Below are 23991 nucleotides of genomic sequence, written 5' to 3' on the forward strand. Positions count from 1 at the left end.
GCGCGAAGTATATGGAGACAGCACCAGTGATATTCACTATATAGCCAGCTATATTTGGCGATAATTCTCGGCAGAATGCGCTCTAACGGAGGGGCATCCACCATGCGCACCCAGCATCAATCCCGTCGTGAACTGGACAAGATAGACCGGAATATTTTACGAATCCTGCAGGAAGACGGCCGGATCTCCTTCACCGAGCTGGGCGAGCGCGTGGGGCTTTCCACCACCCCCTGCACCGAGCGCGTCCGCCGCCTGGAGCGCGAAGGCATCATCCTCGGCTATAACGCGCGGCTGAACCCGCAGCATCTAAAGGCCAGTCTGCTGGTGTTCGTCGAGATCAGCCTGGACTACAAGTCCGGCGACACCTTCGAAGACTTCCGCCGCGCCGTACTCAAACTGCCCCATGTGCTGGAGTGCCACCTGGTATCGGGCGACTTCGACTACCTGGTGAAGGCGCGGATCAACGAGATGGCCTCTTATCGCAAGCTGCTCGGCGACATCCTGCTGAAACTACCCCATGTGCGCGAATCCAAGTCCTACATCGTCATGGAAGAAGTGAAGGAATCGTTGAACCTGCCGATTCCCGACTGATTCGGAACCGCTGTTCCAATTCCACCGGCAAATCCCTTGGCAGCGCCAGGGGGTTCGCCTTATCCTGCCCGAGCGTAAAATTTTCCAAACAACAAAATCAGGATTTCGCACATGAACGCCCGCGTTCGCATCCCGGTGCATACCGAACAGCACGCTCCCTCCTATTACGCCGCGACCGCCAACCGCCGCATCGACTACCCGCCCCTGGCGGGTGAGGAGCTGGCCGACGTGTGCATTGTCGGTGGCGGGTTCTCCGGGTTGAACACGGCGATCGAACTGGCCAAGCGCGGTCGTTCCGTGGTGCTGCTGGAAGCCCGGCAGATCGGCTGGGGCGCCAGCGGGCGCAATGGCGGGCAACTGATTCGTGGCGTCGGCCATGGTGTCGAGCAGTTCGAGTCGGTGATCGGCGCCGAGGGCGTGCGCGCCCTCAAGCTCATGGGCCTGGAAGCGGTGGAGATCGTCCGCCGCCGCGTCGAGGAGTTTTCCATCGACTGCGACCTGACCTGGGGCTATTGCGACCTGGCCAACAAGCCGCGCGACCTGGCCGGCTTCGCCGAGGACATGGAAGAACTGAAAGGCCTCGGCTACCGCCATGAACTGCGCCTGGTACAGCCCCATGAAATGCGCAGCGTAGTGGGTTCGGACCGGTACGTTGGCGGTCTGATCGACATGGGTTCGGGCCACCTTCACCCACTCAACCTCGCCCTGGGCGAAGCCGCCGCGGCCCAGTCCCTCGGCGTACGCCTGTTCGAGCATTCTGCCGTTACCCGCATCGACTACGGTGCCGAGGTGAAGGTGCATACCGCCCAAGGCCAGGTCCGCGCCAAGACCCTGGTACTGGGCTGCAATGCCTATATGAACGACCTGAACGCCACGCTCGGCGGCAAGGTGCTGCCGGCAGGCAGCTACGTGGTCGCCACCGAACCGCTGCCCGCAGACCTCGCCCGCGAGCTGCTGCCGCAGAAAATGGCGGTCTGCGACCAGCGCGTGGCCCTGGACTACTACCGTCTCTCCGCCGACAACCGCCTGCTGTTCGGCGGCGCCTGCCACTACTCCGGACGTGACCCGGCGGACATCGGCGCCTACATGCGGCCGAAGATGATCAAGGTCTTCCCGAAGCTGGAAAACGTGCGCATCGATTACCAGTGGGGCGGCATGATCGGCATCGGCGCCAACCGCCTGCCGCAGATCGGCAAACTGCCGGATCAGCCCAACGTCTATTTCGCCCAGGCCTACTCCGGCCACGGCGTGAACGCCACTCACCTGGCTGGCCAATTGCTGGCCGAGGCCATTTGCGGTGAGCAAAGCAACGGCTTCGACATCTTCTCCAAGGTCCCGCACATCACCTTCCCCGGCGGCCGCCACTTGCGCTCGCCGCTGCTGGCACTCGGCATGCTCTGGTACCGGATGAAGGAGGCGGTGGGAGTCGTCTGATCCCCACCCTCCGAGCGCGAGGTCCGTACTGCGAAACCCATTAATTGGCTGTTCCGCCGCGATGGGTTTCGCTTCGCTCTACCTCATCCGGCCTGGACACGGATTTCAGTCGGGAACAGCCTCGGCATCGTCGTCGAACAGTTCACGGGTCCAGGCCAACCAGACGAATCCTGCCGCCCCCAGAGCCATCATCAGCGGCAGCGCATGGCCACTTATCCACTGGCTTGCCGCACCGGTTACCAGCGGCCCAACCAGGCAACCCACTCCCCAGAGCTGGGCGATATGGGCATTGGCCCGTACCAGCTCGTCGTCGCGATAGCGCTCACCGATCAGGATCAATGCCAGGGTGAACAGGCCGCCGGCACTGGCCCCGAACAGCACCCAGATCGGCCAGATCAGGGGCGTATGCAGCAATAGCGGAATGGCCAGACTGCTCGCCAGCAGCGTGACGCCGCAGACGCGGAACAGGCTGAGGCGGGACATCCGGTCTGCCAGCCAGCCGATGGGCAGCTGCAGAGCGGCATCACCGACCACCACTACGCTGGCCATCAACAAGGCCACTTCCTGGGTGAACCCCTGACGCAAGCCGTAGATCGGCAACAAGGTCAGCATCATCGCTTCGAAGGCGGCGAACAGCACGACCGCCCAGGCGATGGTCGGCAAGCGCATGCAGAAGGACCAGAGGCCGCGCCCCGACGCGCTATGGGCGTCGACAGTGGGCGCGCCGGTACGACCGAGCAGCAGCAGGGAGCCGCCGATCAGCAGCCCGGTACCGGTCCAGAAGCCGAGGTCATTGCCAGTACCGAGGCCCGTCAGCAGCAGCGGGCCTGACAGCTGGCTCAGGGCATAGCCAGTGCCATAGAGGGCAACCAGGCGGCCGCGCCATTCTTCCACTGCCAATTGGTTGATCCAGCTTTCGCCGAGGATGAACACCACCGTCAGGGCAATGCCGATCAACAACCGCAGCAAAAGCCAGACGGGATAGAACTGAACCAGCGCCAGCAAGCCCACGGACAGCGCGCCTACCAGCAGGCAGAGTTGCATCAGGGTCGTGGTGCCGAAGCGTGCAGCCAGGCGCCCAGCAATCACTGCACCGAGCAACACGCCCACGGCCGGGGTTGCCGCCATCACGCCGATGGCAAAGCTGTCGTAGCCCCAGCTCTCCAGCCGCAAGGACACCAGAGGCATGGTCACCCCCAGCGCCAGGCCGATGCTGATGACCGCGCCACAGACCGCGAAGTAAGTTCCCCAACGCATTGCCAATGTCCTCCCTTTCCATGTGGCGCAAAGCAAAAAAGCCGGGCTCCATCGCTGGAAACCCGGCCGCAGGCGTGGCTCGTAGAGCCGGCCCCCGAGGACGGGGGCGGACCTCAATTGGGACTCAGAGCTTGATCCAGGTGGACTTCAGCTCGGTGTACTTGTCGAACGCGTGCAGCGACTTGTCGCGGCCGTTGCCGGACTGCTTGAAGCCGCCGAAGGGTGCGGTCATGTCGCCGCCATCGTACTGGTTGATCCAGACGCTGCCAGCGCGCAGGGCCTTGCCGACCAGGTGGGCGCGGGACAGGTTGTTGGTCCACACCGCTGCGGCCAGGCCGTAGATGGTGTCGTTGGCGATGGCGACTGCTTCTTCTTCGCTGTCGAAGGCGATGACCGAAAGCACCGGGCCAAAGATCTCTTCCTTGGCGATGCGCATGGCGTTACTCACGCCGTCGAAGATGGTCGGCTCGACGTAGGTGCCACCGGTTTCTTCCAGCACACGCTTGCCGCCAGCCACCAGCTTGGCGCCGTCGTCATGGCCAGCCTGGATGTAGGACAGCACGTTGTTCATCTGGGTGGTATCCACCAGGGCGCCAACGTTGGTAGCCGGGTCCAGCGGGTTGCCTGGTTTCCAGGCCTTGATCGCCTCGACCACCATGGGCACGAACTTGTCCTTGATGGAACGTTCCACCAGCAGGCGCGAGCCGGCGGTGCAGACTTCGCCCTGGTTGAAGGCGATGGCGCCGGCAGCGGCTTCGGCAGCGGCTTGCAGGTCAGGAGCGTCGGCGAAGACGATGTTCGGGCTCTTGCCGCCGGCTTCCAGCCAGACGCGTTTCATGTTGGATTCGCCGGCGTAGATCATCAGCTGCTTGGCGATCTTGGTGGAACCGGTGAACACCAGGGTGTCGACGTCCATGTGCAGGGCCAGGGCCTTGCCCACGGTATGGCCGAAGCCCGGCAGGACGTTCAGCACGCCAGCCGGGATGCCGGCTTCTATGGCCAGCTGGGCCAGACGGATAGCGGTCAGCGGCGACTTCTCGGACGGTTTGAGTACCAGCGAGTTGCCGGTGGACAGGGCCGGACCGAGCTTCCAGCAGGTCATCAGCAGCGGGAAGTTCCACGGCACGATAGCGGCGACTACGCCCACCGGCTCGCGGGTCACCAGACCCAGTTCGTTGTGCGGGGTGGCAGCGACTTCGTCGTAGATCTTGTCGATGGCCTCACCGCTCCAGCGAATGGCGCGGGATGCGGACGGCACGTCGACGCTCAGCGAGTCGCTGATCGGTTTGCCCATGTCCAGAGTTTCCAGCAGGGCCAGCTCTTCGGCGTGAGCGTCGATCAGGTCGGCGAAGCGGATCATGACTTCCTTGCGCTTGACCGGCGCCAGGCGCGACCACACACCGGACTCGAACACGGCGCGGGCATCTTTCACGGCCAACTCGGCATCGGCCAGGTCACAGCTGGCAACCTTGCCCAGCAGACGACCATCGACCGGGCTGATGCAATCGAAGGTCTCGCCGGAAACGGCGGTGGTGTATTCGCCATGGATGAAGGCGCGGGTCTCGATCTGCACGGACTTGGCGCGTTGTTCCCAGTCTGCACGGGTCAGGGTGGTCATCGGAGCTTTCCTCTTATTAGAAGAGTGCCGCCAGCTCAGGCATGCACTGTCAAAAATTCTGCAAGGCCGACCTCTATCTGGCCATCCTCGCAACCCTAAACCAGAGAGGCCAGCCTTTTCAATATATTTTACAGTTGCCGGCCAAACACCCTTGTCATGTTCGTTATATTAAACATAGACTCCGGCAAAATCACTACAACACCTCGCCTTGCCTTCTCTGGTGGTCACAATGACAAACGCCTACGCACCTCAACCGGGCAGAATATCCAACAGTCTTGATGATTTCTGGATGCCCTTCACCGCCAACCGTCAGTTCAAGGCCAAACCGCGCCTGCTGGAAAGCGCCGAAGGGATGTACTTCACCAGCACCGATGGCCGCCAGGTCCTCGACGGCACCGCCGGGCTCTGGTGCTGCAACGCCGGCCACGGTCGCCGCGAAATCACCGAGGCGGTGAGCCGGCAGATCGCCAAGCTGGATTTCGCACCGACTTTCCAGATGGGGCACCCCCTGCCCTTCGAGCTGGCTGAACGCCTGGCCGATATCGCGCCCAAGGGCCTGAACAAGGTGTTCTTCACCAACTCCGGCTCGGAGTCGGCGGACACCGCACTGAAAATCGCGCTCGCCTACCAGCGCGCCATCGGCCAGGGTACTCGCACCCGCCTGATCGGACGCGAACTGGGCTACCACGGCGTTGGATTTGGCGGTATTTCGGTCGGCGGCATGGTCAACAACCGCAAGGCCTTCCCCGCCCTGCTGCCAAACGTCGATCACCTGCCACATACCCTGGACATCCAGCGCAACGCCTTCAGCCGCGGCCTGCCGGAATTTGGCATTGAGAAAGCCGATGAGCTCGAGCGCCTGGTCACTCTGCATGGCGCCGAGAACATTGCCGCCGTAATCGTCGAGCCCATGTCCGGCTCGGCCGGCGTGATCCTGCCGCCGGTGGGCTACCTGCAACGCCTGCGCGAGATCACTCGCAAGCACGGCATCCTGCTGATCTTCGACGAAGTGATCACCGGCTTCGGTCGCATTGGCGAGGCCTTCGCCGCCCAGCGTTGGGGCGTCACCCCGGACATCATCACCTGCGCCAAGGGGCTGACCAACGGCGCCATCCCCATGGGCGCGGTGTTCGTCGCTGAGGCGATTTACCAGGCCTTCATGCAGGGACCGGAAAGCGCCATCGAGTTCTTCCACGGCTATACCTATTCCGGCCACCCGGTCGCCTGCGCTGCCGCCCTGGCGACTCTGGATATCTACCAGGGCGAGCGTCTGTTCGAGCGCGCCATCGAGCTGGAAAGCTATTGGCAGGATGCCCTGCTCAGCCTGAAAGAACTGCCCAACGTGATCGACATCCGGGCCGCGGGCCTGGTCGGTGGCGTGCAACTGGCACCGAGTGCCGAAGGCATCGGCAAACGCGGCTTCCAAATTTTCGAGCAATGCTTCCAGGACGGCGTGATGGTGCGCGTCACTGGCGACACCATCGCCATGTCGCCACCGCTGATCGTCGAAAAGGAACAGATCGACATTCTCGTCGGCAAGCTCGCCGACTCCATCCGCAAGGCCGTCTGAACAGGGACCGCACAATGAATATCCAGCAGATCGTCGACTTCGCCCAGGCCACCACTGCCCCGGAACACTACCGCCCGGCACCCGAGAAGATCCTCAAGGGCGACCCCGAGCAGAGCGTACGCAATCACTACGGCAGCCCCTGCGGCCAGTTCAATGTGGGCATCTGGGAAGGCGCGGTGGGCCACTGGACAGTGAGCTACACCGAGCACGAGTACTGCGAGATTCTCCAGGGCGTATCGGTGATTCGCGATGCTGACGGCAACGCCAAGACCGTGCGCGTTGGCGACCGCTTCGTCATCCCGGCCGGCTTCTCCGGTACCTGGGAAGTGCTGGAGCCCTGCCGCAAGGTCTACGTGATCTTCGAACAGGCCACTCACTAAGCCTGTTCACCCCCCATGCTTGTCACCCTTTAGCCCGCCATTGGCGGGCTTTTTTATGGGCGAGAGCGGAGGGCTGTCTTTTCTCTGTGGAGGCGATTTCAATCGCTGAGCAGGCCGCAGATCTGCCCTATGGCCCTCAATGGGTCGGATTCGCCGCCCTTAGCGTATGAATTCGCCCCCCCACAACGAATCGGCAAGCCAAGCCTGGACAAATCGCAGGCATGAAAAAGCCCGCACAGGGCGGGCTTTTTCGACAAGGGCCGGATCAATTACTTGATCTTGGCTTCCTTGTACATCACGTGCTTACGCACAACCGGATCGAATTTCTTGATTTCGATCTTGTCGGGAGTGGTGCGCTTGTTCTTGTCGGTGGTGTAGAAGTGGCCGGTACCGGCACTGGACACCAAACGGATCAGTTCACGCATGATTAGCTCCTTAAACCTTTTCGCCGCGAGCACGCAGCTCGCTCAGCACGGCATCGATACCGCGCTTGTCGATAACACGCATGCCCTTGGCGGAAACGCGCAGACGCACGAAGCGCTTCTCGGACTCGACCCAGAAGCGGTGATGCTGCAGGTTCGGCAGGAAACGACGACGGGTTTTGTTGTTAGCGTGGGAAATGTTGTTCCCGGTAACCGGACCCTTACCGGTTACTTGACAGACTCTCGACATGCCTCAGCCCTCTAAACCACATGCCCAACCCGGCATGGGTTGGCCGCTTGAACTCTCACTTTAATGGGCGCTGAAGCGCCCGTCTCGTCAGGGTCTTACCGGCCGCACAAAGACTGCGAAAGACCGGGCCCCCAGAAAAGAGCGCTGCTTTATATCAGAAAGACCCTAGTGCAGCAAGGGCCGTAGCGATTTACCCACAGGCAGGCCACGCCACAAACCGCGCCCACGCAGCCACATCAGGGCCGCCAACCTAAGCGACCGCTCGTCGCCCACTACGCATTGTTCGCCGACCGGCCTTGGTCTAGGGTAAGGCCTTTGGCCCGCCACGGGCTTACCAGCCATCGCAAAGGAGCCGCCATGCGTCTTGCCGCCCTCCCGCTTCTGTTTGCCCCGCTGCTCGCCCAGGCCGCGACTCTCAGCGTCTGCACCGAGGCCAGCCCCGAGGGCTTCGACGTCGTGCAGTACAACTCCCTGACAACCACCAATGCCTCCGCCGACGTGCTGATGAATCGCCTGGTGGAATTCGATGCACAGAACGGCAAATTGATACCGGGGCTGGCCGAAAAGTGGGAGGTTGCCGCCAACGGATTGACCTACACCTTCCAGCTGCGCCACGGCGTGAGTTTCCATTCGACCGACTACTTCAAGCCGAGTCGCCCACTGAATGCCGATGACGTGGTGTTCAGCTTCCAGCGCATGCTGGATCCGACCAACCCGTGGCACAAAGTTGCCCAGAGCGGCTTTCCCCACGCCCAGTCCATGCAGCTCCCGAACCTGATCAAGCACATCGAAAAGGTCGACGGCCTGCAGGTGCGGTTCACGCTGAACAAACCGGACGCCACGTTCCTCGCCACCCTCAGCATGGGCTTCGCCTCTATCTATTCCGCAGAGTACGCCGACCAGCTGATGACAGCGGGCACGCCCGAAAAGCTCAACGCCCTGCCCATCGGCACCGGTCCCTTCGTCTTCCGTCGCTTCCAGAAGGACGCCGCGGTGCGTTATGCCGCCAACCCGGACTACTTCGGCGGCAAGCCCGGGGTCGACGGCCTGGTCTTCGCCATCACCCCCGACGCCAACGTGCGCCTGCAGAAGCTGCGCCGCGGCGAATGCCAGATCGCCCTGTCACCCAAACCCCTGGATGTGCGATCCGCCGCCAGCGACAAGAACATCAAGGTTATCCAGGTGCCGGCGTTCATGACTGCCTTTGTCGGCATCAATAGTCAGCACCCTCCGCTGGACAAATCCCAGGTGCGCCAGGCGATCAACCTCGCCTTCGATAAGGCCAGTTACCTCAAGGCGGTTTTCGAAGGCAGCGCCACGGCCGCCGACGGCCCCTACCCGCCGAACACCTGGAGCTACGCCGGACAGTTGCCGGCCTACCCCCATGACCCCGAGAAGGCCAAAGCGCTGCTTGCCGAAGCCGGGCTCAAAGACGGATTCAAGACCACCATCTGGACCCGCCCTTCCGGCAGCCTGCTCAATCCCAACCCCAGCCTGGGCGCCCAATTGCTGCAGGCTGACCTCGCCAAGGTCGGCATTCAGGCGGATATCCGCGTAATCGAGTGGGGCGAACTTATCCGGCGCGCGAAAGCAGGCGAGCATGACCTGCTGTTCATGGGCTGGGCGGGCGACAACGGCGATCCGGACAACTTCCTCACCCCGCAGTTTGCCTGCGCGTCGGTGCAGTCCGGGCTCAACTTCGCGCGCTACTGCAACGCCGAGCTCGACAAGCTGATCGCGGACGGCAAGACCCATGCCGACCCGGCTGAACGCTCCACCCTCTACAAAAAGGCCCAGCAGATCATTCGCGAACAGGCCCTCTGGCTGCCGCTCGCCCATCCCACGGCCTTCACCCTGACCCGCACCAATGTCGAGGGTTACCAGGTCAACCCCTTCGGCCGACAGGACTTCGCCAAGGTGAAACTGGACTAGATCCAGCCTCGCTCCGCCATCGACAGGGGCTCACCGTCACCGACGATGAAGTGATCGAGCACGCGTACGTCGATCAGCGCCAGCGCCTCCTTGAGGCGCAGGGTCAACTGGCGATCGGCTTCGCTGGGCTCGGAGACGCCCGAAGGATGGTTATGACTAAGAATGAGCGCCGCGGCATTGTGCGCCAGGGCCCGCTTGACCACCTGGCGCGGGTAGACGCTGGCGCCGTCGATAGTGCCGTGGAACAGCACCTCAAAGGCCAGCACCCGGTGCTTGGCGTCGAGGAACAGGCAGGCGAACTGCTCGTGGGCGGAATGGCGCAACTGCGCCTTGAGAAAATCACGCACTGCCTGGGGATTTTCCAGCGCGGATTCGCGACGCAATCCCTCAGCGAGATGACGTCGGGCCATTTCCAGCACCGCCTGCAACTGGGCGAACTTGGCTGGCCCCAAACCGAGGTGCTGGCTGAAGTCGTGCAGCTCGGCCTCGAGCAATGCGCGCAGGCTGCCGAAGTCGTTGAGCAGGTGGCGGGCGAGATCGACGGCGCTGCGACCGGCTACGCCGGTGCGCAGGAAAATGGCGAGGAGCTCGGCGTCGCTCAGGGACGCCGCACCCAGTTCAAGAAGCTTCTCCCGCGGACGCTCCGCCGCAGGCCAATTGCGGATGCTCATGACACCTCCATGATTGAGCTGCGCCGCTGTTCCAGTGCGGTCGCTGTGCTATCTTAACCCACCTTTTTTGCGCGACGATCGGCCTGGGGAGGCGCCTTCGCCGCAGCACATCTTCAACCTTATAAAAGGCAGGCCTATGCAGCGGCTCTATCGGAAACGCATCCTTCTGGGCGTGGGCGGCGGCATTGCCGCCTACAAGAGCGCTGAACTGGTTCGCCGCCTGCGCGACCAGGGTGCCGAGGTCCGAGTGGTGATGACCCAGGGCGGCCGGGAGTTCATCACCCCCCTGACCCTCCAGGCGCTCTCCGGCCACCCCGTCCACCTCGACCTGCTCGACTCCGCAGCCGAAGCGGCCATGGGTCATATCGAGCTGGCTCGCTGGGCTGACCTGGTACTGATCGCACCTGCCACCGCCGACCTGATGGCGCGTCTGGCCCTGGGCGTCGCGGACGACCTGTTGACCACCCTGGTGCTGGCCACCGACGCCCCCGTCGCCCTGGCCCCGGCGATGAACCAGGCCATGTGGCGTGACCCGGCGACCCAAGCCAACCTGGAAATCCTCGCCAAGCGTGGATTGCGCCTGTTCGGCCCGGCAGCCGGCAGCCAGGCCTGCGGCGATGTCGGCCTCGGCCGCATGCTGGAAGCCGAGGAACTGGCCCAGCGCGCCGCCGACTGCTTCGAGCACCGCGCCCTCACGGGCCGCCATGTGCTGATCACCGCCGGACCGACCCAGGAAAATATCGACCCGGTGCGCTACATCACCAACCACAGTTCCGGGAAGATGGGTTTCGCCCTCGCCGAAGCCGCAGTGGAAGCCGGCGCCAAGGTGACCCTGATCACCGGCCCGGTGCACCTGCCCACGCCGGACCGGGTCAACCGCATCGACGTGGTCAGCGCCCGCGACATGCTTGCCGCCTGCGAAGCGGCCATGCCCTGCGACCTGCTGATCGCTGCCGCCGCGGTGGCCGACTACCGTCCGGAAGTGGTCGCCCAGCACAAAATGAAAAAAGACCCGACCAGTGGCGAAGGCCTGCTGCTGCAGCTGGTACGTAACCCCGATATCCTCGCGACGCTCGCCGGCCGTCCCGACCGCCCTTTCAGCGTGGGCTTCGCCGCCGAGACCGAGAATCTGCTCGAGTACGCCTCGCGCAAGCTCAAGGACAAGAACCTCGACCTGATCGTCGCCAATGACGTGGCCAACCCCACCATCGGCTTCAACAGCGAGGAGAATGCCATCACCATCATCAACCGCGACCTGGCCCAGACCAGCTTCGCCCAGACCAGCAAGGGCAAGATCGCCCGGCAGCTGATCGCCTTCATCGCCGACCGCCTCAACCAGGCCTGAGACTCCATGCACTCACTGCAAGCCAAGATCCTCGATCCCCGCATCGGCAGCGAATTTCCGCTTCCGCAATACGCCACCCCTGGCTCTGCCGGCCTCGACCTGCGTGCCATGCTCAAGGAAGAAGTCGTCCTCGAGCCCGGCCAGACCCTCCTTATCCCCACGGGCCTCTCGATCCACATCGCCGACCCGGGCCTGGCCGCGCTGATCCTGCCGCGTTCGGGCCTCGGCCATAAGCACGGCGTGGTACTGGGAAACCTGGTGGGCCTGATCGACTCCGACTACCAGGGCGAGCTGATGGTGTCCTGCTGGAACCGCGGTCAGACGGCATTCCGCATCGCCATTGGCGAGCGCATTGCCCAACTGGTGCTGGTACCCGTGGTCCAGGCACACTTCGAGCTGGTTGACGAGTTCCACGAAAGCGAACGTGGTGCCGGTGGTTTCGGTCACTCCGGTAGCCACTGACAGTCCAACATCAGGACGAACCGCCTAGGAGACGTTCAGTGAAACTCTTCAAGCGCAGCAGCAAGGACGCCGCCAGCAACGGATCGGCCAGAGCGTCGGCCGAAGCCAAGCCCGACCATAATGGCTCCGACGACCTGCTTCCAGGCGCGCTGGCCGCCCTCGTGGGTGTGGCCGCCGCTGGCGCACTGCTCTGGTTTGGCGTCCTCAGTCCCGCCGAGCAAGGTCGGGTCGACCAGCTCGGCCAGGCCTGGGGCGGCAGCCAGGCCGCTACCCTGCGCCAGGCGATCGCCCAGTTGCAGGCCGATACCGCCGCCGCCGCCCATGATCCGAGCCTGATCGACGCCCTCAACAGCGGTGACGCCGGTCAGTTGATGGCCGCCGAACGCAGCCTGGGCTATCGCGACGGCGTGATCGATGCTCACCTCAACCTGCCTGGCCAGGCCCAACAGAACAGCCAGCGTGCCGCACCGATGAACTTCGCTGCGCTGGATATGCTGCGTCGCCTGGAAAATGGCCAGCCGCCCAGCCCTGAAGCTTTCAAGGTCGGTGACCGCTGGCTGGTCTACAGTGCCGCGCCGCTACGCCTGAACGAGCAGAGCCCGCCCCAGGGCACCCTGCTGATGGTATTCGAGCTGGACCGGCTGCTGCGCAGCCTGCCATCGCTGCCGGCGGAGGTCGGCCAGCTGCAGCTGACCCAGCAGTTCAGCAACGCCCCTGCCCAGCTCCTTGCCCAGCGTGGGGAGGCCGCCGGTGTTGCGCCTATCGACCTGGACAGTGGCAACCCGAACTGGAGGCTCAGTTTCACGCCTGGTCCGACCCTGACCCAGACCGTCTTCTCCCCGTTGCTGCTGGCCCTGGCCGCCCTGCTCGCCCTGGGCGGCGCACTGCTCGGCCTGAAGCTCAGCCAGGGCGCCCTGCAGCGCAAGCTGCGGGACGACGCGCAGCAGCTCAATCAGCTGTTGCAAGAACTCTCGAACGGCAAGAGCGTCAAAGCCTTCAGTCTGCGCCTGCCGGCGCTGGACAGCCTGGCCCAGGCGCTTGCCCGCCAACCCAGGCGCAAACCCGAGCCGGCGCCGGACAATGGCCTGGCCAAGGTAGCCGCCAGCAACCCTGTTGCCCCGGTACCCCCTCGGCCGGCCGAATTGGCCGACCCGCTATTCCAAGATACCGACATTCTCGATATCGACATCCTCGACGAAGACCAGGACCTCCTGGGATTGGAGCAAGCCCCCGCCATGACCAGCATCGAACAGATCGCTCCCACCCTGCCCGCCAGCATTTTCCGCGCGTATGACATCCGCGGCGTGGTCGGCGATACCCTCACTACCGAGACCGCCTACTGGGTGGGTCGCGCCATCGGCTCGGAAAGCCTGGCCCGCGGCGAGCCCTGCGTCTCGGTCGGCCGCGACGGCCGCCTGTCCGGCCCCGAGCTGGTCCAGGCGCTGATCCAGGGCCTGCTGGACTGCGGCTGCCAGGTCAGCGACGTCGGCATGGTGCCGACCCCAGTGCTCTACTACGCCGCCAACATACTGGCCGGCAAATCCGGCGTGATGCTCACCGGCAGCCACAACCCGCCGGACTACAACGGCTTCAAGATCATGGTCGCCGGCGAAACCCTGGCCAACGAACAAATCACCGCCCTTCATACCCGCATCCAGAACAACGACCTGGCCAGCGGTGCAGGCAGCATTGAGGTGGTCGACGTACTGGACCGTTACTTCCGCGAAATCCGCGATGACATCGCCATGGCCAAGCCCATGAAAGTCGTGGTGGACTGCGGCAATGGCGTCGCTGGCGTGATCGCGCCGCAACTCATCGAAGCCCTCGGCTGCACCGTGATCCCCCTGTACTGCGATGTCGACGGCACCTTCCCCAACCACCATCCGGACCCGGGCAAGCCCGAGAACCTGGAAGACCTGATCGCCAAGGTGAAGGAAGAGAAGGCCGACCTGGGCCTGGCCTTCGACGGCGACGGCGACCGCGTGGGTGTGGTGACCAACGAAGGCACCATCATTTACCCCGACCGCCTGCTGATGCTGTTCGCCAAGGATGTGGTATCCCGCAATCCCGGCGCCGACATCATCTTCGACGTCAAATGCACCCGTCGCCTGACCTCCCTCATCAGCGGCTACGGCGGCCGCCCGGTGATGTGGAAGACGGGCCACTCGCTGATCAAGAAAAAGATGAAGGAAACCGGCGCGCTGCTGGCTGGCGAGATGAGCGGCCACATCTTCTTCAAGGAGCGCTGGTACGGCTTCGACGACGGCATCTACAGCGCCGCGCGCCTGCTGGAAATCCTCAGCCAGGACAAGCGTGACGCCGAACATGTGTTCTCGGCCTTCCCGAAAGACGTCTCCACTCCGGAGATCAACATCACCGTCACCGACGAGAGCAAGTTCCCCCTGATCGAGCGCCTGCAGCGCGAGGCCAATTGGGGCGAAGCGAACCTCACCACCCTCGATGGCGTGCGTGTCGATTATCCGAAGGGCTGGGGCCTGTGCCGCGCCTCCAACACGACTCCCGTGCTGGTGCTGCGCTTCGAGGCCGACACCGAGGAGGAACTGGAGCGCATCAAACAGGTGTTCCGCAGCCAGCTCACCCTCATCGCCCCTGAACTCAACCTGCCGTTCTGATTCGTGTCACTGGAGCCCAGCATGACCCTCAGCCTTGACGCTGCTTCCCACGTCGCCCAGGTCCTGTCCGAAGCGCTGCCCTATATCCGCCGCTTCGTCGGCAAGACCCTGGTGGTCAAGTACGGCGGCAACGCCATGGAAAGCGACGAGCTGAAGGCCAGCTTTGCCCGCGACGTGGTGTTGATGAAGGCTGTCGGCATCAACCCGGTGGTGGTGCATGGCGGCGGCCCACAGATCGGCGACCTGCTCAAGCGCCTCTCCATCGAGAGCCACTTCGTCGACGGCATGCGAGTGACCGACGCGCAGACCATGGATGTGGTGGAGATGGTCCTGGGCGGCCAGGTGAACAAGGACATCGTCAACCTGATCAACCGCCATGGCGGCAGCGCCATTGGCCTGACCGGCAAGGACGCCGAGTTGATCCGGGCGAAGAAGCTCACCGTCACCCGCCAGACCCCCGAGATGACCCAGCCGGAAATCATCGACATCGGCCACGTCGGCGAGGTTGCCAGCGTCAACACCGACCTGCTGAACATGCTGGTGAAGGGCGATTTCATCCCGGTGATCGCGCCGATCGGCGTGGGTGCCAATGGCGAGTCCTACAACATCAACGCCGACCTGGTGGCCGGCAAGGTGGCCGAGGCGCTGAAGGCCGAGAAGCTGATGCTGCTGACCAATATCGCCGGCCTGATGGACAAGCAGGGCCAGGTGCTCACCGGCCTGTCCACCGAGCAGGTCAACGACCTGATCGCCGACGGCACCATCTACGGCGGCATGCTGCCGAAGATCCGCTGCGCCCTGGATGCCGTGCAAGGCGGCGTGAACGCTGCGCACATCATCGACGGTCGCGTGCCCCATGCGGTGCTGCTGGAGATCTTCACCGACAGCGGCGTCGGCACCCTGATCACCAACCGCAAGCGTCACTGAGCGGTGCGACACCCAGACAGGCCGGAGCGATCCGGCCTGTTCTTTTTTGAGGAGCCGGCAATGGCCAAGCTGTCCCGCGATGACTTCAGCTTCTTCCACCCGCTGCGCGTGCGCTGGGCCGAAGTGGACCCGCAAGGCATCGTTTTCAACGGCAACTACCTGACCTACGCTGACGTCGCCATCACCGAGTACTTCCGCGCCCTCGAAGTGGCCTACCCGGCCGATCTCCTGAAGGATGGCGGAGATTTCTTCGCGGTGAAGACCCTGCTGGAATACCTGGCGCCCGCGCGCTTCGACGAACAACTGGACGTGGGCGTGCGGGTCAGCCGGCTGGGCGGCGCCAGCATGGCCTTCGAGCTGGGCATCTGGCGCGAAGACCAGCAGCTGACCTCAGGCGAAGTGGTTTACGTGCATGCCGATGCCGACAACCGCAAGAGCCTGCGGTTGCCGGATTGGCTGAGGGAGAAGGTGCGGGGTTTCGAGCGGGCTGCGCCGACCGACTGAGGCCGGCTAGCGAACACCACCGAGCAACTCGGCCAGTCGCGCACGATCTGCTGCATAGGCCGCCATGGCGGCTTCGCGACTCTTCTCGTAGCGGACGATGTCCTTGTCCAGCCCCCTCTGCTGCTCGCGCAGGTTGTTGATCTGCTCCACCAGGTGGGAGGGGACGTCACGCCCGGCCCGCTCGCTCTCGGCAGCCTGGCTTTGCAGGTTGGCCTGTTGAGCACGCAGCGACTGCTGATTGCCGCGGGCGACGCCGATCAGGCCATCCAGCTCGGCCAGCTTGCGCTCCAGGGCGCGGTCGACGTCTTCGACGCTGGTGTAGAGCCGCAGCAACTGCGCATCGGAGCTGGCGCGGGCCTTTGCGTCCAGCTGGCGCTGCATTTCCTCGCGACTCGGAGCAGGCGGGATCACACGAATGACCCGACCCTGCTCGTTGAGCACCTCGTAACCCTTGCCAATGTATTCCGGCGGCACGCCCTGGCGATCAAGGACGGTCACGCCCTTGTCGTCGACGTAGCGATACAGCTCGGCCGCGCCGGCCAGCGCCGGCAACAGGATAACCAGTGCCAGGCTGTAGCGAAGTGCAGGCAACATCAGCATGAGGAATCCCGGCCCCGAATGGTCAGATACCGAAGTTGGCGCGATAGGCTTCCACGGCTGGCAGGTGCTTCTTCAACTCCGCGTCACCGGCCAGGTATTCCAGTACCTGCTCCAGGGACACGATGCTGACCACCGGGATGCCGAAGTCGCGCTCTACTTCCTGTATAGCTGAGAGTTCACCCTGGCCACGCTCCTGACGGTTCAGCGCGATCAACACACCGGCCGCCTGGGCATTCTGCGCCTGGATGATCTGCATCACCTCGCGAATCGCGGTGCCGGCAGTAATGACGTCATCGATGATCAGCACGCGACCGGCAAGCGGTGCACCGACCAGGGTGCCGCCTTCGCCGTGGTCCTTGGCTTCCTTGCGGTTGAAGCACCACGGGATGTCAATCTGATGATGCTCGGCCAGTGACACGGCAGTCGCCGCCGCCAACGGGATGCCCTTGTAGGCCGGACCGAACAGCACATCGAAAGGAATGCCGCTGTCCACCACGGCGGCCGCATAGAATCGGCCGAGCTGGGCAAGGGCCAGGCCACTGTTGAACAGGCCGGCATTGAAGAAATAGGGGCTGGTACGCCCGGATTTGAGAGTGAACTCACCGAAACGCAGAACTCCGCGCTCGATGGCAAAGCGAATGAAATCGCGCTGGTACGCCTGCATGAAAAGCCTCGGACGGCACGGATTTAGCTAAAAAGAAAGAGCTCGGGTATCATACACGCACGTGTTTTTGGGGGCCATTTATGCGGATCATCAGTGTGAACGTGAATGGTATTCAAGCGGCAGCCGAGCGAGGTCTCCTCAGCTGGCTGCAAGCTCAGAATGCCGACGTGATCTGCCTGCAAGACACACGTGCCTCCGCCTTCGACCTGGACGACCCTGCCTTCCAACTGGATGGTTATTTCCTCTACGCCGGCGATGCCGAAGTGCCTGCCCAAGGTGGCGTGGCGCTCTATTCGCGGTTGCAACCCAAGGCGGTTATCTGGGGACTCGGCTTCGAGTCCTGCGATCGGTACGGACGCTATCTGCAGGCTGATTTCGACAAAGTGAGCATCGCCACCCTGCTGCTGCCTTCCGGGCAAGGCGGGGACGAGAATCTGAACCATAAGTTCAAGTTCATGGACGACCTCACTCATTACCTGAACAAGCAGCGCCGCAAGCGTCGCGAATACATCTACTGCGGCTCGATGTACGTCGCCCACCAGAAGCTGGATGTTAAGAACTGGCGCGATTGCCAGCAGATCCCCGGCTTCCTGGCGCCCGAGCGTGCATGGATGGACGAAGTGTTCGGCAATATGGGTTATGTCGATGCTCTGCGCGAAGTCAGCCGCGAAGGCGACCAGTTCAGCTGGTGGCCGGACAGCGAGCAGGCCGAGATGCTCAACCTCGGCTGGCGCTTCGACTACCAGGTGCTGACGCCGGGTCTGCGCCGCTTCGTGCGTAGCGCCAAGCTGCCGCGCCAACCGCGCTTCTCGCAGCACGCACCGCTGATCGTCGACTACGACTGGTTGCTGAGCGTGTGATCCAGGCAGAAAAAAGCCGGCTTTCGAGCCGGCTTTTTCTTGTCCGCGATTAGGCCTATTTCACCAGGCGCCAGCAGAAGGGGTAGCGATATGCCTGGCCTTCGTTGGCCTTGATCCCGGCGATGATGGTCAGCACCAGGGCACCGATGCTCACCAGGCCAAGCAGCGGAAAGCCGATCACCACCAGCATCAGCAAGAAGCACAGCACCACGGCCAGCGCCACGGTGATCTGGAAGTTCAGCGCTTCCTTGCCCTGGGCGTCGACGAAGGGATCAAGGTCCTTCTTGATTTGCCAGACGATCAGCGGCCCCAACAGGTTGCCGAAGGGGAACACCAGGCCGAGGAAGGCGGAAAAATGGCAGAACATCGCCCATTGCCGCACTTCCCGGTTCGGCTCCTGATACTGAGTAGGTTCGTCCATTCCTACACCTCCTCGTGCGGATGTCGTGTCAGTCGGCCAGGGCGGCGCGCTGCAGTTCGAACAGCTCATTCAGGCCCTTGCGTGCCAGGTCGAGCATGGCGGTCAGTTCTTCCGGCTGGAAGGGTGCGCCCTCGGCGGTACCCTGGACTTCGATGAAGCCACCGGCATCGGTCATGACCACGTTCAGGTCGGTTTCGGCGGCGGCGTCTTCCAGGTAGTCCAGGTCCAGCACCGGCTCACCCTGGTAGATGCCGACAGAGACGGCGGCGACCATCTGCTTCAGCGGTTCGCCTTTCAGCGCGCCACGCTTCTTCAGCACCTTCAGCGCGTCGACCAGGGCCACCATGGCGCCGGTGATGGAGGCGGTACGAGTGCCACCGTCTGCCTGGATCACATCGCAATCCAGATAGATGGTGTTCTCACCCAGCTTGGTCATGTCCAGAGCGGCGCGCAGCGAGCGGCCGATGAGGCGCTGGATCTCCAGCGTACGACCGCCCTGCTTGCCACGGCTGGCTTCACGCTGGTTACGCTCGCCGGTCGCACGCGGCAGCATGCCGTACTCAGCGGTCAGCCAGCCCTGACCCTGTCCCTTGAGGAAGCGTGGCACGCCGGACTCGACGCTGGCCGTGCAGATCACCTTGGTATCCCCGAACTCCACCAGCACCGAACCTTCGGCGTGCTTGGTGTAGTTACGGGTGATGCGGATCGGACGCAGCTGTTCGGCCGCGCGGCCACTAGGACGTTTCATTGGGGCTTACCTGTTCGGGAGAAATCTGCCGGCCATTATAGAGGCCCTGCGGCACGGGGGACATCGCCGCGTTGGGAGGCGCGGTCCGCCTGGGCTACAATCCCCTCCTTTGATCGCCAAACCCAGAGGACACCCCATGGTGCACAGCATGACCGCCTTCGCCCGCGTAGAACGGGCTGGCCCCCACGGCACCCTGAGCTGGGAACTCCGCTCGGTCAATCACCGCTATCTCGAACCCCACCTGCGCCTGCCGGAAGCCTTCCGCGACCTCGAAGGCCCGGTGCGCGACGCCCTGCGCCAGGGGCTCTCCCGCGGCAAGGTGGAATGTACGCTGCGCCTCGCCGAAGAAAGTGCCGGCAAGCCGCTGCAGGTGGACCGCGAGCGCGCCAGCCAGCTGATCCAGGCGGCCGAAAGCGTTGCCGCACTGATCCAGCAACCGGCCCCGCTCAACCCGCTGGAAGTCCTCGCCTGGCCGGGCGTACTGGTGGCCGACGCCGCCGACCCGCAAGCACTGAACGCCGCCGCCATGGAGGCCTTCGCCCAGGCCCTCAACGAACTGAAGAACGGCCGCTCCCGCGAAGGCACCGAACTGGCCCGCCTGCTCAATGACCGCCTCGACGCCATGCAGGAAGAAGTCACCGCCCTGCGCGCTCTGGTTCCACAGATGCTCACTGCCCAGCGGCAGAAAATTCTCGACCGTTTCAATGAGATGAAAGCCGAGCTGGAGCCGCAGCGCCTGGAGCAGGAAATGGTCCTGCTGGCGCAGAAGAGCGACGTGGCCGAAGAACTCGACCGCCTCGTCACCCATATCGGCGAAGTCCGCCGCGTGCTCAAGGCTGGCGGCGCCGCCGGTCGCCGCCTCGACTTCCTGATGCAGGAACTCAACCGCGAAGCCAATACCCTGGGCTCCAAGGCGTTCGATCCGCGCAGCACCCAGGCTGCGGTCACCCTCAAGGTGTTGATCGAGCAGATGCGCGAACAAGTCCAGAATATCGAGTAAGAGACTGCCCCCATGACCGCCACCCCCGGCACCCTGTACATCGTTTCCGCCCCCTCCGGCGCCGGCAAGACCAGCCTGGTCAAAGCACTGATCGACGCCGAACCGAACATCCGCGTTTCGGTGTCCCACACCACCCGAGGCATGCGCCCGGGCGAAGTGGACAGCGTCAACTACAACTTCGTGACCCGCGAAGAGTTCGTGCAGATGCTTGAACACGGTGATTTCCTGGAGCATGCCGAAGTCTTCGGCAATCTCTACGGCACTTCCCAGCGCTGGGTGCAACAGACCCTGGCCGAGGGCCATGACCTGATCCTCGAAATCGACTGGCAGGGTGCCCAGCAGGTCCGCCACCTGATGCCTCGGGCCAAGTCCATCTTCATCCTGCCACCGAGCCAGCACGCCCTGCGCCAACGTCTGGACAACCGCGGCCAGGACAGCGAAGAGATCATCGAGCGCCGCATGCGCGAGGCCGTCAGCGAGATGAGCCACTACGTCGAGTACGACTACCTGGTGATCAACGACGACTTCGCCACCGCGCTGGAAGACCTCAAGGCCATCTTTCGCGCCAACCAGCTGCGTCACGACGCGCAACAGGTCCGCCACGGCGCCCTGCTGGCCCACCTGCTCGACTGACCACACCCTCTATCGAGGCGATAGCTGGCCTCTCGGCCGGCCTTGGGCCAGACTCCACCCTGGAAGCGCTGAAAATCGGCGCTTCCCTAATTGCTGGCGATTTTTTAGACTATCCAGTCCGCTCGCCCATTCGGGCACCGTATCAGCCATTCATTTCGTGCTACGAGGAACACCATGGCCCGCGTTACCGTTGAAGATTGCCTGGACAACGTTGATAACCGCTTCGAGCTGGTCATGCTCGCCACCAAGCGTTCCCGTCAGCTGGCCACCGGCGGCAAAGAGCCGAAGGTAGCCTGGGAAAATGACAAGCCGACCGTAGTCGCCCTGCGCGAAATCGCTGCCGGCCTGGTCGATTACGACGTCATCGCCCAGGAAGACATCGTTGAAGAAGAGCCGCTGTTTGCCGCATTCGAGGACGAGGCCAACGAGGCCCTCTGAATCCATGCCCGGTCGACGTCGCACGGCACAGGGTAGAGAAGGTCGGCAAGGAGAAGAATCTTGCCGAGCATAGACGCCCTTGCCGAACGACTTTCGACCTATCTCGGCGCCGACCAGGTCAACCTGGTGCGCCGAGCCTACTTCTATGCCGAGCAGGCCCATGATGGCCAGCGCCGGCGCAGCGGCGAAGCGTACGTTACTCACCCGCTTGCCGTAGCCAGCATCCTCGCCGACATGCACATGGACCATCAGAGCCTGATGGCCGCGATGCTGCATGACGTGATCGAGGACACCGGTATCGCCAAGGAAGCCCTCAGCGGGCAGTTCGGCGAGACCGTTGCCGAGTTGGTGGACGGGGTCAGCAAGCTGACCCAGATGAACTTCGAGTCCAAGGCCGAAGCCCAGGCCGAAAACTTCCAGAAGATGGCCATGGCCATGGCCCGCGATATCCGCGTGATCCTGGTCAAGCTGGCCGACCGCCTGCACAACATGCGCACCCTGGAAGTGCTGTCCGGCGAGAAACGCCGGCGCATCGCCAAGGAAACCCTGGAAATCTACGCCCCCATCGCCAACCGGCTGGGCATGCACAGCATGCGCGTGGAGTTCGAGGACCTTGGCTTCAAGGCCATGCACCCGATGCGCTCCGAGCGTATTCGCACTGCTGTCCGCCGCGCCCGCGGCAACCGCAAGGAAATCGTCAACAAGATCGAGGAATCGCTGACCAACTGCCTGCGCCGCGAAGGCATGGAAGGCGAGGTCATCGGCCGCGAGAAGCACCTCTACAGCATCTACAAGAAGATGCGCGGCAAGCGCCGGGCGTTCAATGAAATCATGGACGTCTACGCCTTCCGCATCATTGTCGACAAGGTCGACACCTGCTACCGCGTGCTCGGCGCCGTGCACAACCTGTACAAACCGCTGCCCGGTCGCTTCAAGGACTACATCGCGATTCCCAAGGCCAATGGCTACCAGTCGCTGCACACCACGCTGTTCGGCATGCACGGCGTGCCCATCGAGATCCAGATCCGCACTCGCGAAATGGAAGAGATGGCCAACAACGGCATCGCCGCCCACTGGCTGTACAAGTCCGCCGAGGACGACCAGCCCAAGGGCACCCACGCCCGCGCCCGCCAGTGGGTCAAAGGCATCCTGGAGCTGCAGCAACGTGCCGGCAACTCCCTGGAATTCATCGAGAGCGTGAAGATCGACCTCTTCCCCGACGAGGTCTACGTGTTCACGCCCAAGGGCCGCATCATGGAGCTGCCGAAAGGCTCCACCGCGGTCGACTTCGCCTACGCGGTGCATACCGACGTCGGCAACACCTGCATTGCCTGTCGCATCAACCGCCGCCTGGCGCCGCTGTCCGAACCGCTGCAGAGCGGCGAGACCGTGGAGATCGTCACTGCGCCGGGCGCCAGGCCTAACCCGGCCTGGCTCAATTTCGTGGTCACCGGCAAGGCACGCACCCATATCCGCCACGCCCTCAAGCAGCAGCGCCGCTCCGAGTCCATCAACCTCGGCGAACGACTGCTGAACAAGGCCCTGGCCGGCTTCGAGAGCCACCTGGACAAGATCAGCCCCGAGCGTATCCAGGCCGTTCTCGGCGAATACCGCCTGGACGTGATCGAAGACCTGCTGGAAGACGTCGGCCTTGGCAATCGCATGGCCTACGTCGTCGCCCGCCGCCTGCTGGCCAGTGATGGCGAACAGTTGCCGAGCCCCGAGGGTCCGCTGGCGATCCGCGGCACCGAGGGCCTGGTGCTGAGCTACGCCAAGTGCTGCACGCCGATCCCCGGCGACCCCATCGTCGGCCATCTTTCTGCCGGCAAGGGCATGGTGGTGCACCTGGAAAGTTGCAAGAACATCGGCGAAATCCGGCACAACCCGGAGAAATGCATCCAGCTGTCGTGGGCCAAGGACGTCGCAGGCGAATTCAACGTCGAACTGCGCGTCGAGCTGGAACACCAGCGCGGCCTGATCGCCCTGCTGGCCAGCAGCGTCAACGCCGCCGACGGCAATATCGAGAAAATCAGCATGGACGAGCGCGATGGCCGCATCAGCGTGGTCCAACTGGTGGTCAGCGTACATGACCGTGTACACCTGGCCCGCGTGATCAAGAAGCTGCGTGCGCTCAAGGGGGTGATCCGCATCACCCGCGTGCGGGCGTAGCCGATCCCAAGAAACCCAAGGAGTTCTCATGAGCAAGACCGTCATCAGCAGCGACAAGGCCCCCGCCGCCATCGGCACTTACTCCCAGGCCATCAAGGCCGGCAACACCGTCTACCTGTCCGGCCAGATCCCGCTGGACCCGAAGACCATGGAACTGGTTGAAGGCTTCGAAGAGCAGACCGTGCAGGTGTTCGAGAACCTGAAGGCCGTGGCCGAAGCCGCGGGCGGCTCCTTCAAGGACATCGTCAAGCTGAATATCTTCCTCACTGACCTGTCCCACTTCGCCAAGGTCAACGAAGTCATGGGCCGCTACTTCGAGCAGCCCTACCCGGCTCGTGCCGCCATCGGCGTTGCCGCCCTGCCGCGCGGCTCCCAGGTGGAAATGGACGCCATCCTGGTCCTCGAATAAGCGCCTCTCGCCACGGGCCGTCCAGCCCGTGGCATCGTTCCGGAAGGACTCCG

Annotated in this window: 25 protein-coding genes; 16 read left to right on the plus strand and 9 right to left on the minus strand. The window is 63.5% G+C overall.

The window, feature by feature from the left end:
* Positions 1-102: 102 nt before the first annotated feature.
* Together G559_RS0103285 and G559_RS0103290 are read left to right on the plus strand one after the other, a co-directional pair.
* Positions 103-591 carry an Lrp/AsnC ligand binding domain-containing protein gene (locus tag G559_RS0103285; protein WP_016495366.1) on the plus strand — a complete coding sequence of 163 codons (489 nt, stop codon included), beginning with the start codon at positions 103-105 and terminating at the stop codon, positions 589-591.
* A 111-nt stretch (positions 592-702) separates the two neighbouring features.
* A complete protein-coding gene (locus G559_RS0103290; protein ID WP_028626882.1) occupies positions 703-2025 on the plus strand; it encodes an NAD(P)/FAD-dependent oxidoreductase in 1323 nt (440 codons plus the stop codon).
* A 105-nt stretch (positions 2026-2130) separates the two neighbouring features.
* On the opposite strand, the gene G559_RS0103295 is transcribed toward G559_RS0103290, so the two are convergent.
* Together G559_RS0103295 and G559_RS0103300 are read right to left on the minus strand one after the other, a co-directional pair.
* Positions 2131-3282 carry an MFS transporter gene (locus G559_RS0103295; protein ID WP_028626883.1) on the minus strand — a complete coding sequence of 384 codons (1152 nt, stop codon included), beginning with the start codon at positions 3280-3282 and terminating at the stop codon, positions 2131-2133.
* A gap of 124 nt (positions 3283-3406) precedes the next feature.
* Positions 3407-4900 carry an aldehyde dehydrogenase gene (locus tag G559_RS0103300; protein ID WP_028626884.1) on the minus strand — a complete coding sequence of 498 codons (1494 nt, stop codon included), beginning with the start codon at positions 4898-4900 and terminating at the stop codon, positions 3407-3409.
* Between the two features lie 229 nt (positions 4901-5129).
* Here G559_RS0103300 and G559_RS0103305 point away from each other — a divergent pair, with 229 nt between their 5' ends.
* Together G559_RS0103305 and G559_RS0103310 are read left to right on the plus strand one after the other, a co-directional pair.
* On the plus strand, positions 5130-6470 hold the full coding sequence (locus G559_RS0103305; RefSeq protein WP_028626885.1) for an aspartate aminotransferase family protein: 1341 nt from the start codon (positions 5130-5132) through the stop codon (positions 6468-6470).
* 14 nt (positions 6471-6484) lie between these two features.
* Positions 6485-6850 carry a cupin domain-containing protein gene (locus G559_RS0103310; protein ID WP_028626886.1) on the plus strand — a complete coding sequence of 122 codons (366 nt, stop codon included), beginning with the start codon at positions 6485-6487 and terminating at the stop codon, positions 6848-6850.
* A 269-nt stretch (positions 6851-7119) separates the two neighbouring features.
* On the opposite strand, the gene rpmG is transcribed toward G559_RS0103310, so the two are convergent.
* Both rpmG and rpmB read right to left on the minus strand, forming a co-directional pair.
* Entirely contained in the window at positions 7120-7275 is a 156-nt protein-coding gene (rpmG, locus tag G559_RS0103315; protein ID WP_003464575.1) for a 50S ribosomal protein L33, read from the minus strand.
* Positions 7276-7285: 10 nt separating this feature from the next.
* Positions 7286-7522 carry a 50S ribosomal protein L28 gene (gene rpmB, locus G559_RS0103320; RefSeq protein ID WP_028626887.1) on the minus strand — a complete coding sequence of 79 codons (237 nt, stop codon included), beginning with the start codon at positions 7520-7522 and terminating at the stop codon, positions 7286-7288.
* 357 nt (positions 7523-7879) lie between these two features.
* Between rpmB and G559_RS0103325 the strand changes: the two genes are divergently transcribed.
* Entirely contained in the window at positions 7880-9454 is a 1575-nt protein-coding gene (locus tag G559_RS0103325) for an ABC transporter substrate-binding protein (protein ID WP_028626888.1), read from the plus strand.
* Here G559_RS0103325 and radC read toward each other — a convergent pair.
* Positions 9451-10125, minus strand: a complete 675-nt coding sequence (gene radC / locus G559_RS0103330; RefSeq protein WP_028626889.1) for a RadC family protein — start codon at positions 10123-10125, stop codon at positions 9451-9453. The two genes, G559_RS0103325 and radC, sit on opposite strands and share 4 nt — an antisense overlap.
* 136 nt (positions 10126-10261) lie before the next feature.
* Here radC and coaBC point away from each other — a divergent pair, with 136 nt between their 5' ends.
* The 5 genes from coaBC to G559_RS0103355 are packed head-to-tail and all read left to right on the plus strand — an operon-like array spanning position 10262 to position 15996.
* Complete coding sequence (gene coaBC, locus G559_RS0103335) at positions 10262-11470, plus strand: bifunctional phosphopantothenoylcysteine decarboxylase/phosphopantothenate--cysteine ligase CoaBC (protein ID WP_028626890.1); 1209 nt, start codon at positions 10262-10264, stop codon at positions 11468-11470.
* Between the two features lie 6 nt (positions 11471-11476).
* A complete protein-coding gene (dut, locus tag G559_RS0103340; RefSeq protein ID WP_028626891.1) occupies positions 11477-11932 on the plus strand; it encodes a dUTP diphosphatase in 456 nt (151 codons plus the stop codon).
* A 38-nt stretch (positions 11933-11970) separates the two neighbouring features.
* Complete coding sequence (locus tag G559_RS0103345; RefSeq protein ID WP_028626892.1) at positions 11971-14565, plus strand: phosphomannomutase/phosphoglucomutase; 2595 nt, start codon at positions 11971-11973, stop codon at positions 14563-14565.
* Between the two features lie 21 nt (positions 14566-14586).
* The gene (gene argB, locus G559_RS0103350; RefSeq protein ID WP_028626893.1) at positions 14587-15492 is read left to right on the plus strand and encodes an acetylglutamate kinase; all 906 of its coding nucleotides are present in this window, start codon (positions 14587-14589) and stop codon (positions 15490-15492) included.
* Between the two features lie 60 nt (positions 15493-15552).
* Complete coding sequence (locus tag G559_RS0103355) at positions 15553-15996, plus strand: acyl-CoA thioesterase (protein WP_028626894.1); 444 nt, start codon at positions 15553-15555, stop codon at positions 15994-15996.
* Positions 15997-16002: 6 nt separating this feature from the next.
* Here G559_RS0103355 and G559_RS0103360 read toward each other — a convergent pair whose 3' ends face one another.
* Positions 16003-16596, minus strand: coding sequence for a DUF4124 domain-containing protein (locus G559_RS0103360; RefSeq protein WP_137823058.1), 594 nt, complete (start codon positions 16594-16596; stop codon positions 16003-16005).
* A gap of 22 nt (positions 16597-16618) precedes the next feature.
* Complete coding sequence (gene pyrE / locus G559_RS0103365) at positions 16619-17260, minus strand: orotate phosphoribosyltransferase (protein ID WP_028626896.1); 642 nt, start codon at positions 17258-17260, stop codon at positions 16619-16621.
* Positions 17261-17340: 80 nt separating this feature from the next.
* Here pyrE and G559_RS0103370 point away from each other — a divergent pair, with 80 nt between their 5' ends.
* The gene (locus G559_RS0103370) at positions 17341-18120 is read left to right on the plus strand and encodes an exodeoxyribonuclease III (RefSeq protein WP_028626897.1); all 780 of its coding nucleotides are present in this window, start codon (positions 17341-17343) and stop codon (positions 18118-18120) included.
* 55 nt (positions 18121-18175) lie between these two features.
* On the opposite strand, the gene G559_RS0103375 is transcribed toward G559_RS0103370, so the two are convergent.
* Together G559_RS0103375 and rph are read right to left on the minus strand one after the other, a co-directional pair.
* Positions 18176-18541, minus strand: a complete 366-nt coding sequence (locus G559_RS0103375) for a DUF4870 domain-containing protein (protein WP_028626898.1) — start codon at positions 18539-18541, stop codon at positions 18176-18178.
* Between the two features lie 28 nt (positions 18542-18569).
* Positions 18570-19289: a ribonuclease PH gene (gene rph / locus G559_RS0103380; protein ID WP_028626899.1), complete on the minus strand. Its 720-nt coding sequence runs from the start codon at positions 19287-19289 to the stop codon at positions 18570-18572.
* Between the two features lie 136 nt (positions 19290-19425).
* On the opposite strand from rph, the gene G559_RS0103385 reads away from it, so the two are divergent.
* The 5 genes from G559_RS0103385 to G559_RS0103405 all read left to right on the plus strand — a co-directional run bounded on the left by G559_RS0103385 (position 19426) and on the right by G559_RS0103405 (position 23938).
* Entirely contained in the window at positions 19426-20289 is an 864-nt protein-coding gene (locus G559_RS0103385) for a YicC/YloC family endoribonuclease (protein ID WP_028626900.1), read from the plus strand.
* A 12-nt stretch (positions 20290-20301) separates the two neighbouring features.
* Complete coding sequence (gene gmk, locus G559_RS0103390; protein ID WP_028626901.1) at positions 20302-20922, plus strand: guanylate kinase; 621 nt, start codon at positions 20302-20304, stop codon at positions 20920-20922.
* Positions 20923-21096: 174 nt separating this feature from the next.
* A complete protein-coding gene (gene rpoZ / locus G559_RS0103395) occupies positions 21097-21360 on the plus strand; it encodes a DNA-directed RNA polymerase subunit omega (protein WP_016495387.1) in 264 nt (87 codons plus the stop codon).
* A 60-nt stretch (positions 21361-21420) separates the two neighbouring features.
* On the plus strand, positions 21421-23529 hold the full coding sequence (spoT, locus tag G559_RS0103400) for a bifunctional GTP diphosphokinase/guanosine-3',5'-bis pyrophosphate 3'-pyrophosphohydrolase (protein ID WP_028626902.1): 2109 nt from the start codon (positions 21421-21423) through the stop codon (positions 23527-23529).
* A gap of 28 nt (positions 23530-23557) precedes the next feature.
* Complete coding sequence (locus G559_RS0103405; protein ID WP_028626903.1) at positions 23558-23938, plus strand: RidA family protein; 381 nt, start codon at positions 23558-23560, stop codon at positions 23936-23938.
* Positions 23939-23991: the final 53 nt, after the last annotated feature.

The organism is Metapseudomonas resinovorans DSM 21078 (assembly GCF_000423545.1).
Lineage (GTDB): Bacteria > Pseudomonadota > Gammaproteobacteria > Pseudomonadales > Pseudomonadaceae > Metapseudomonas > Metapseudomonas resinovorans.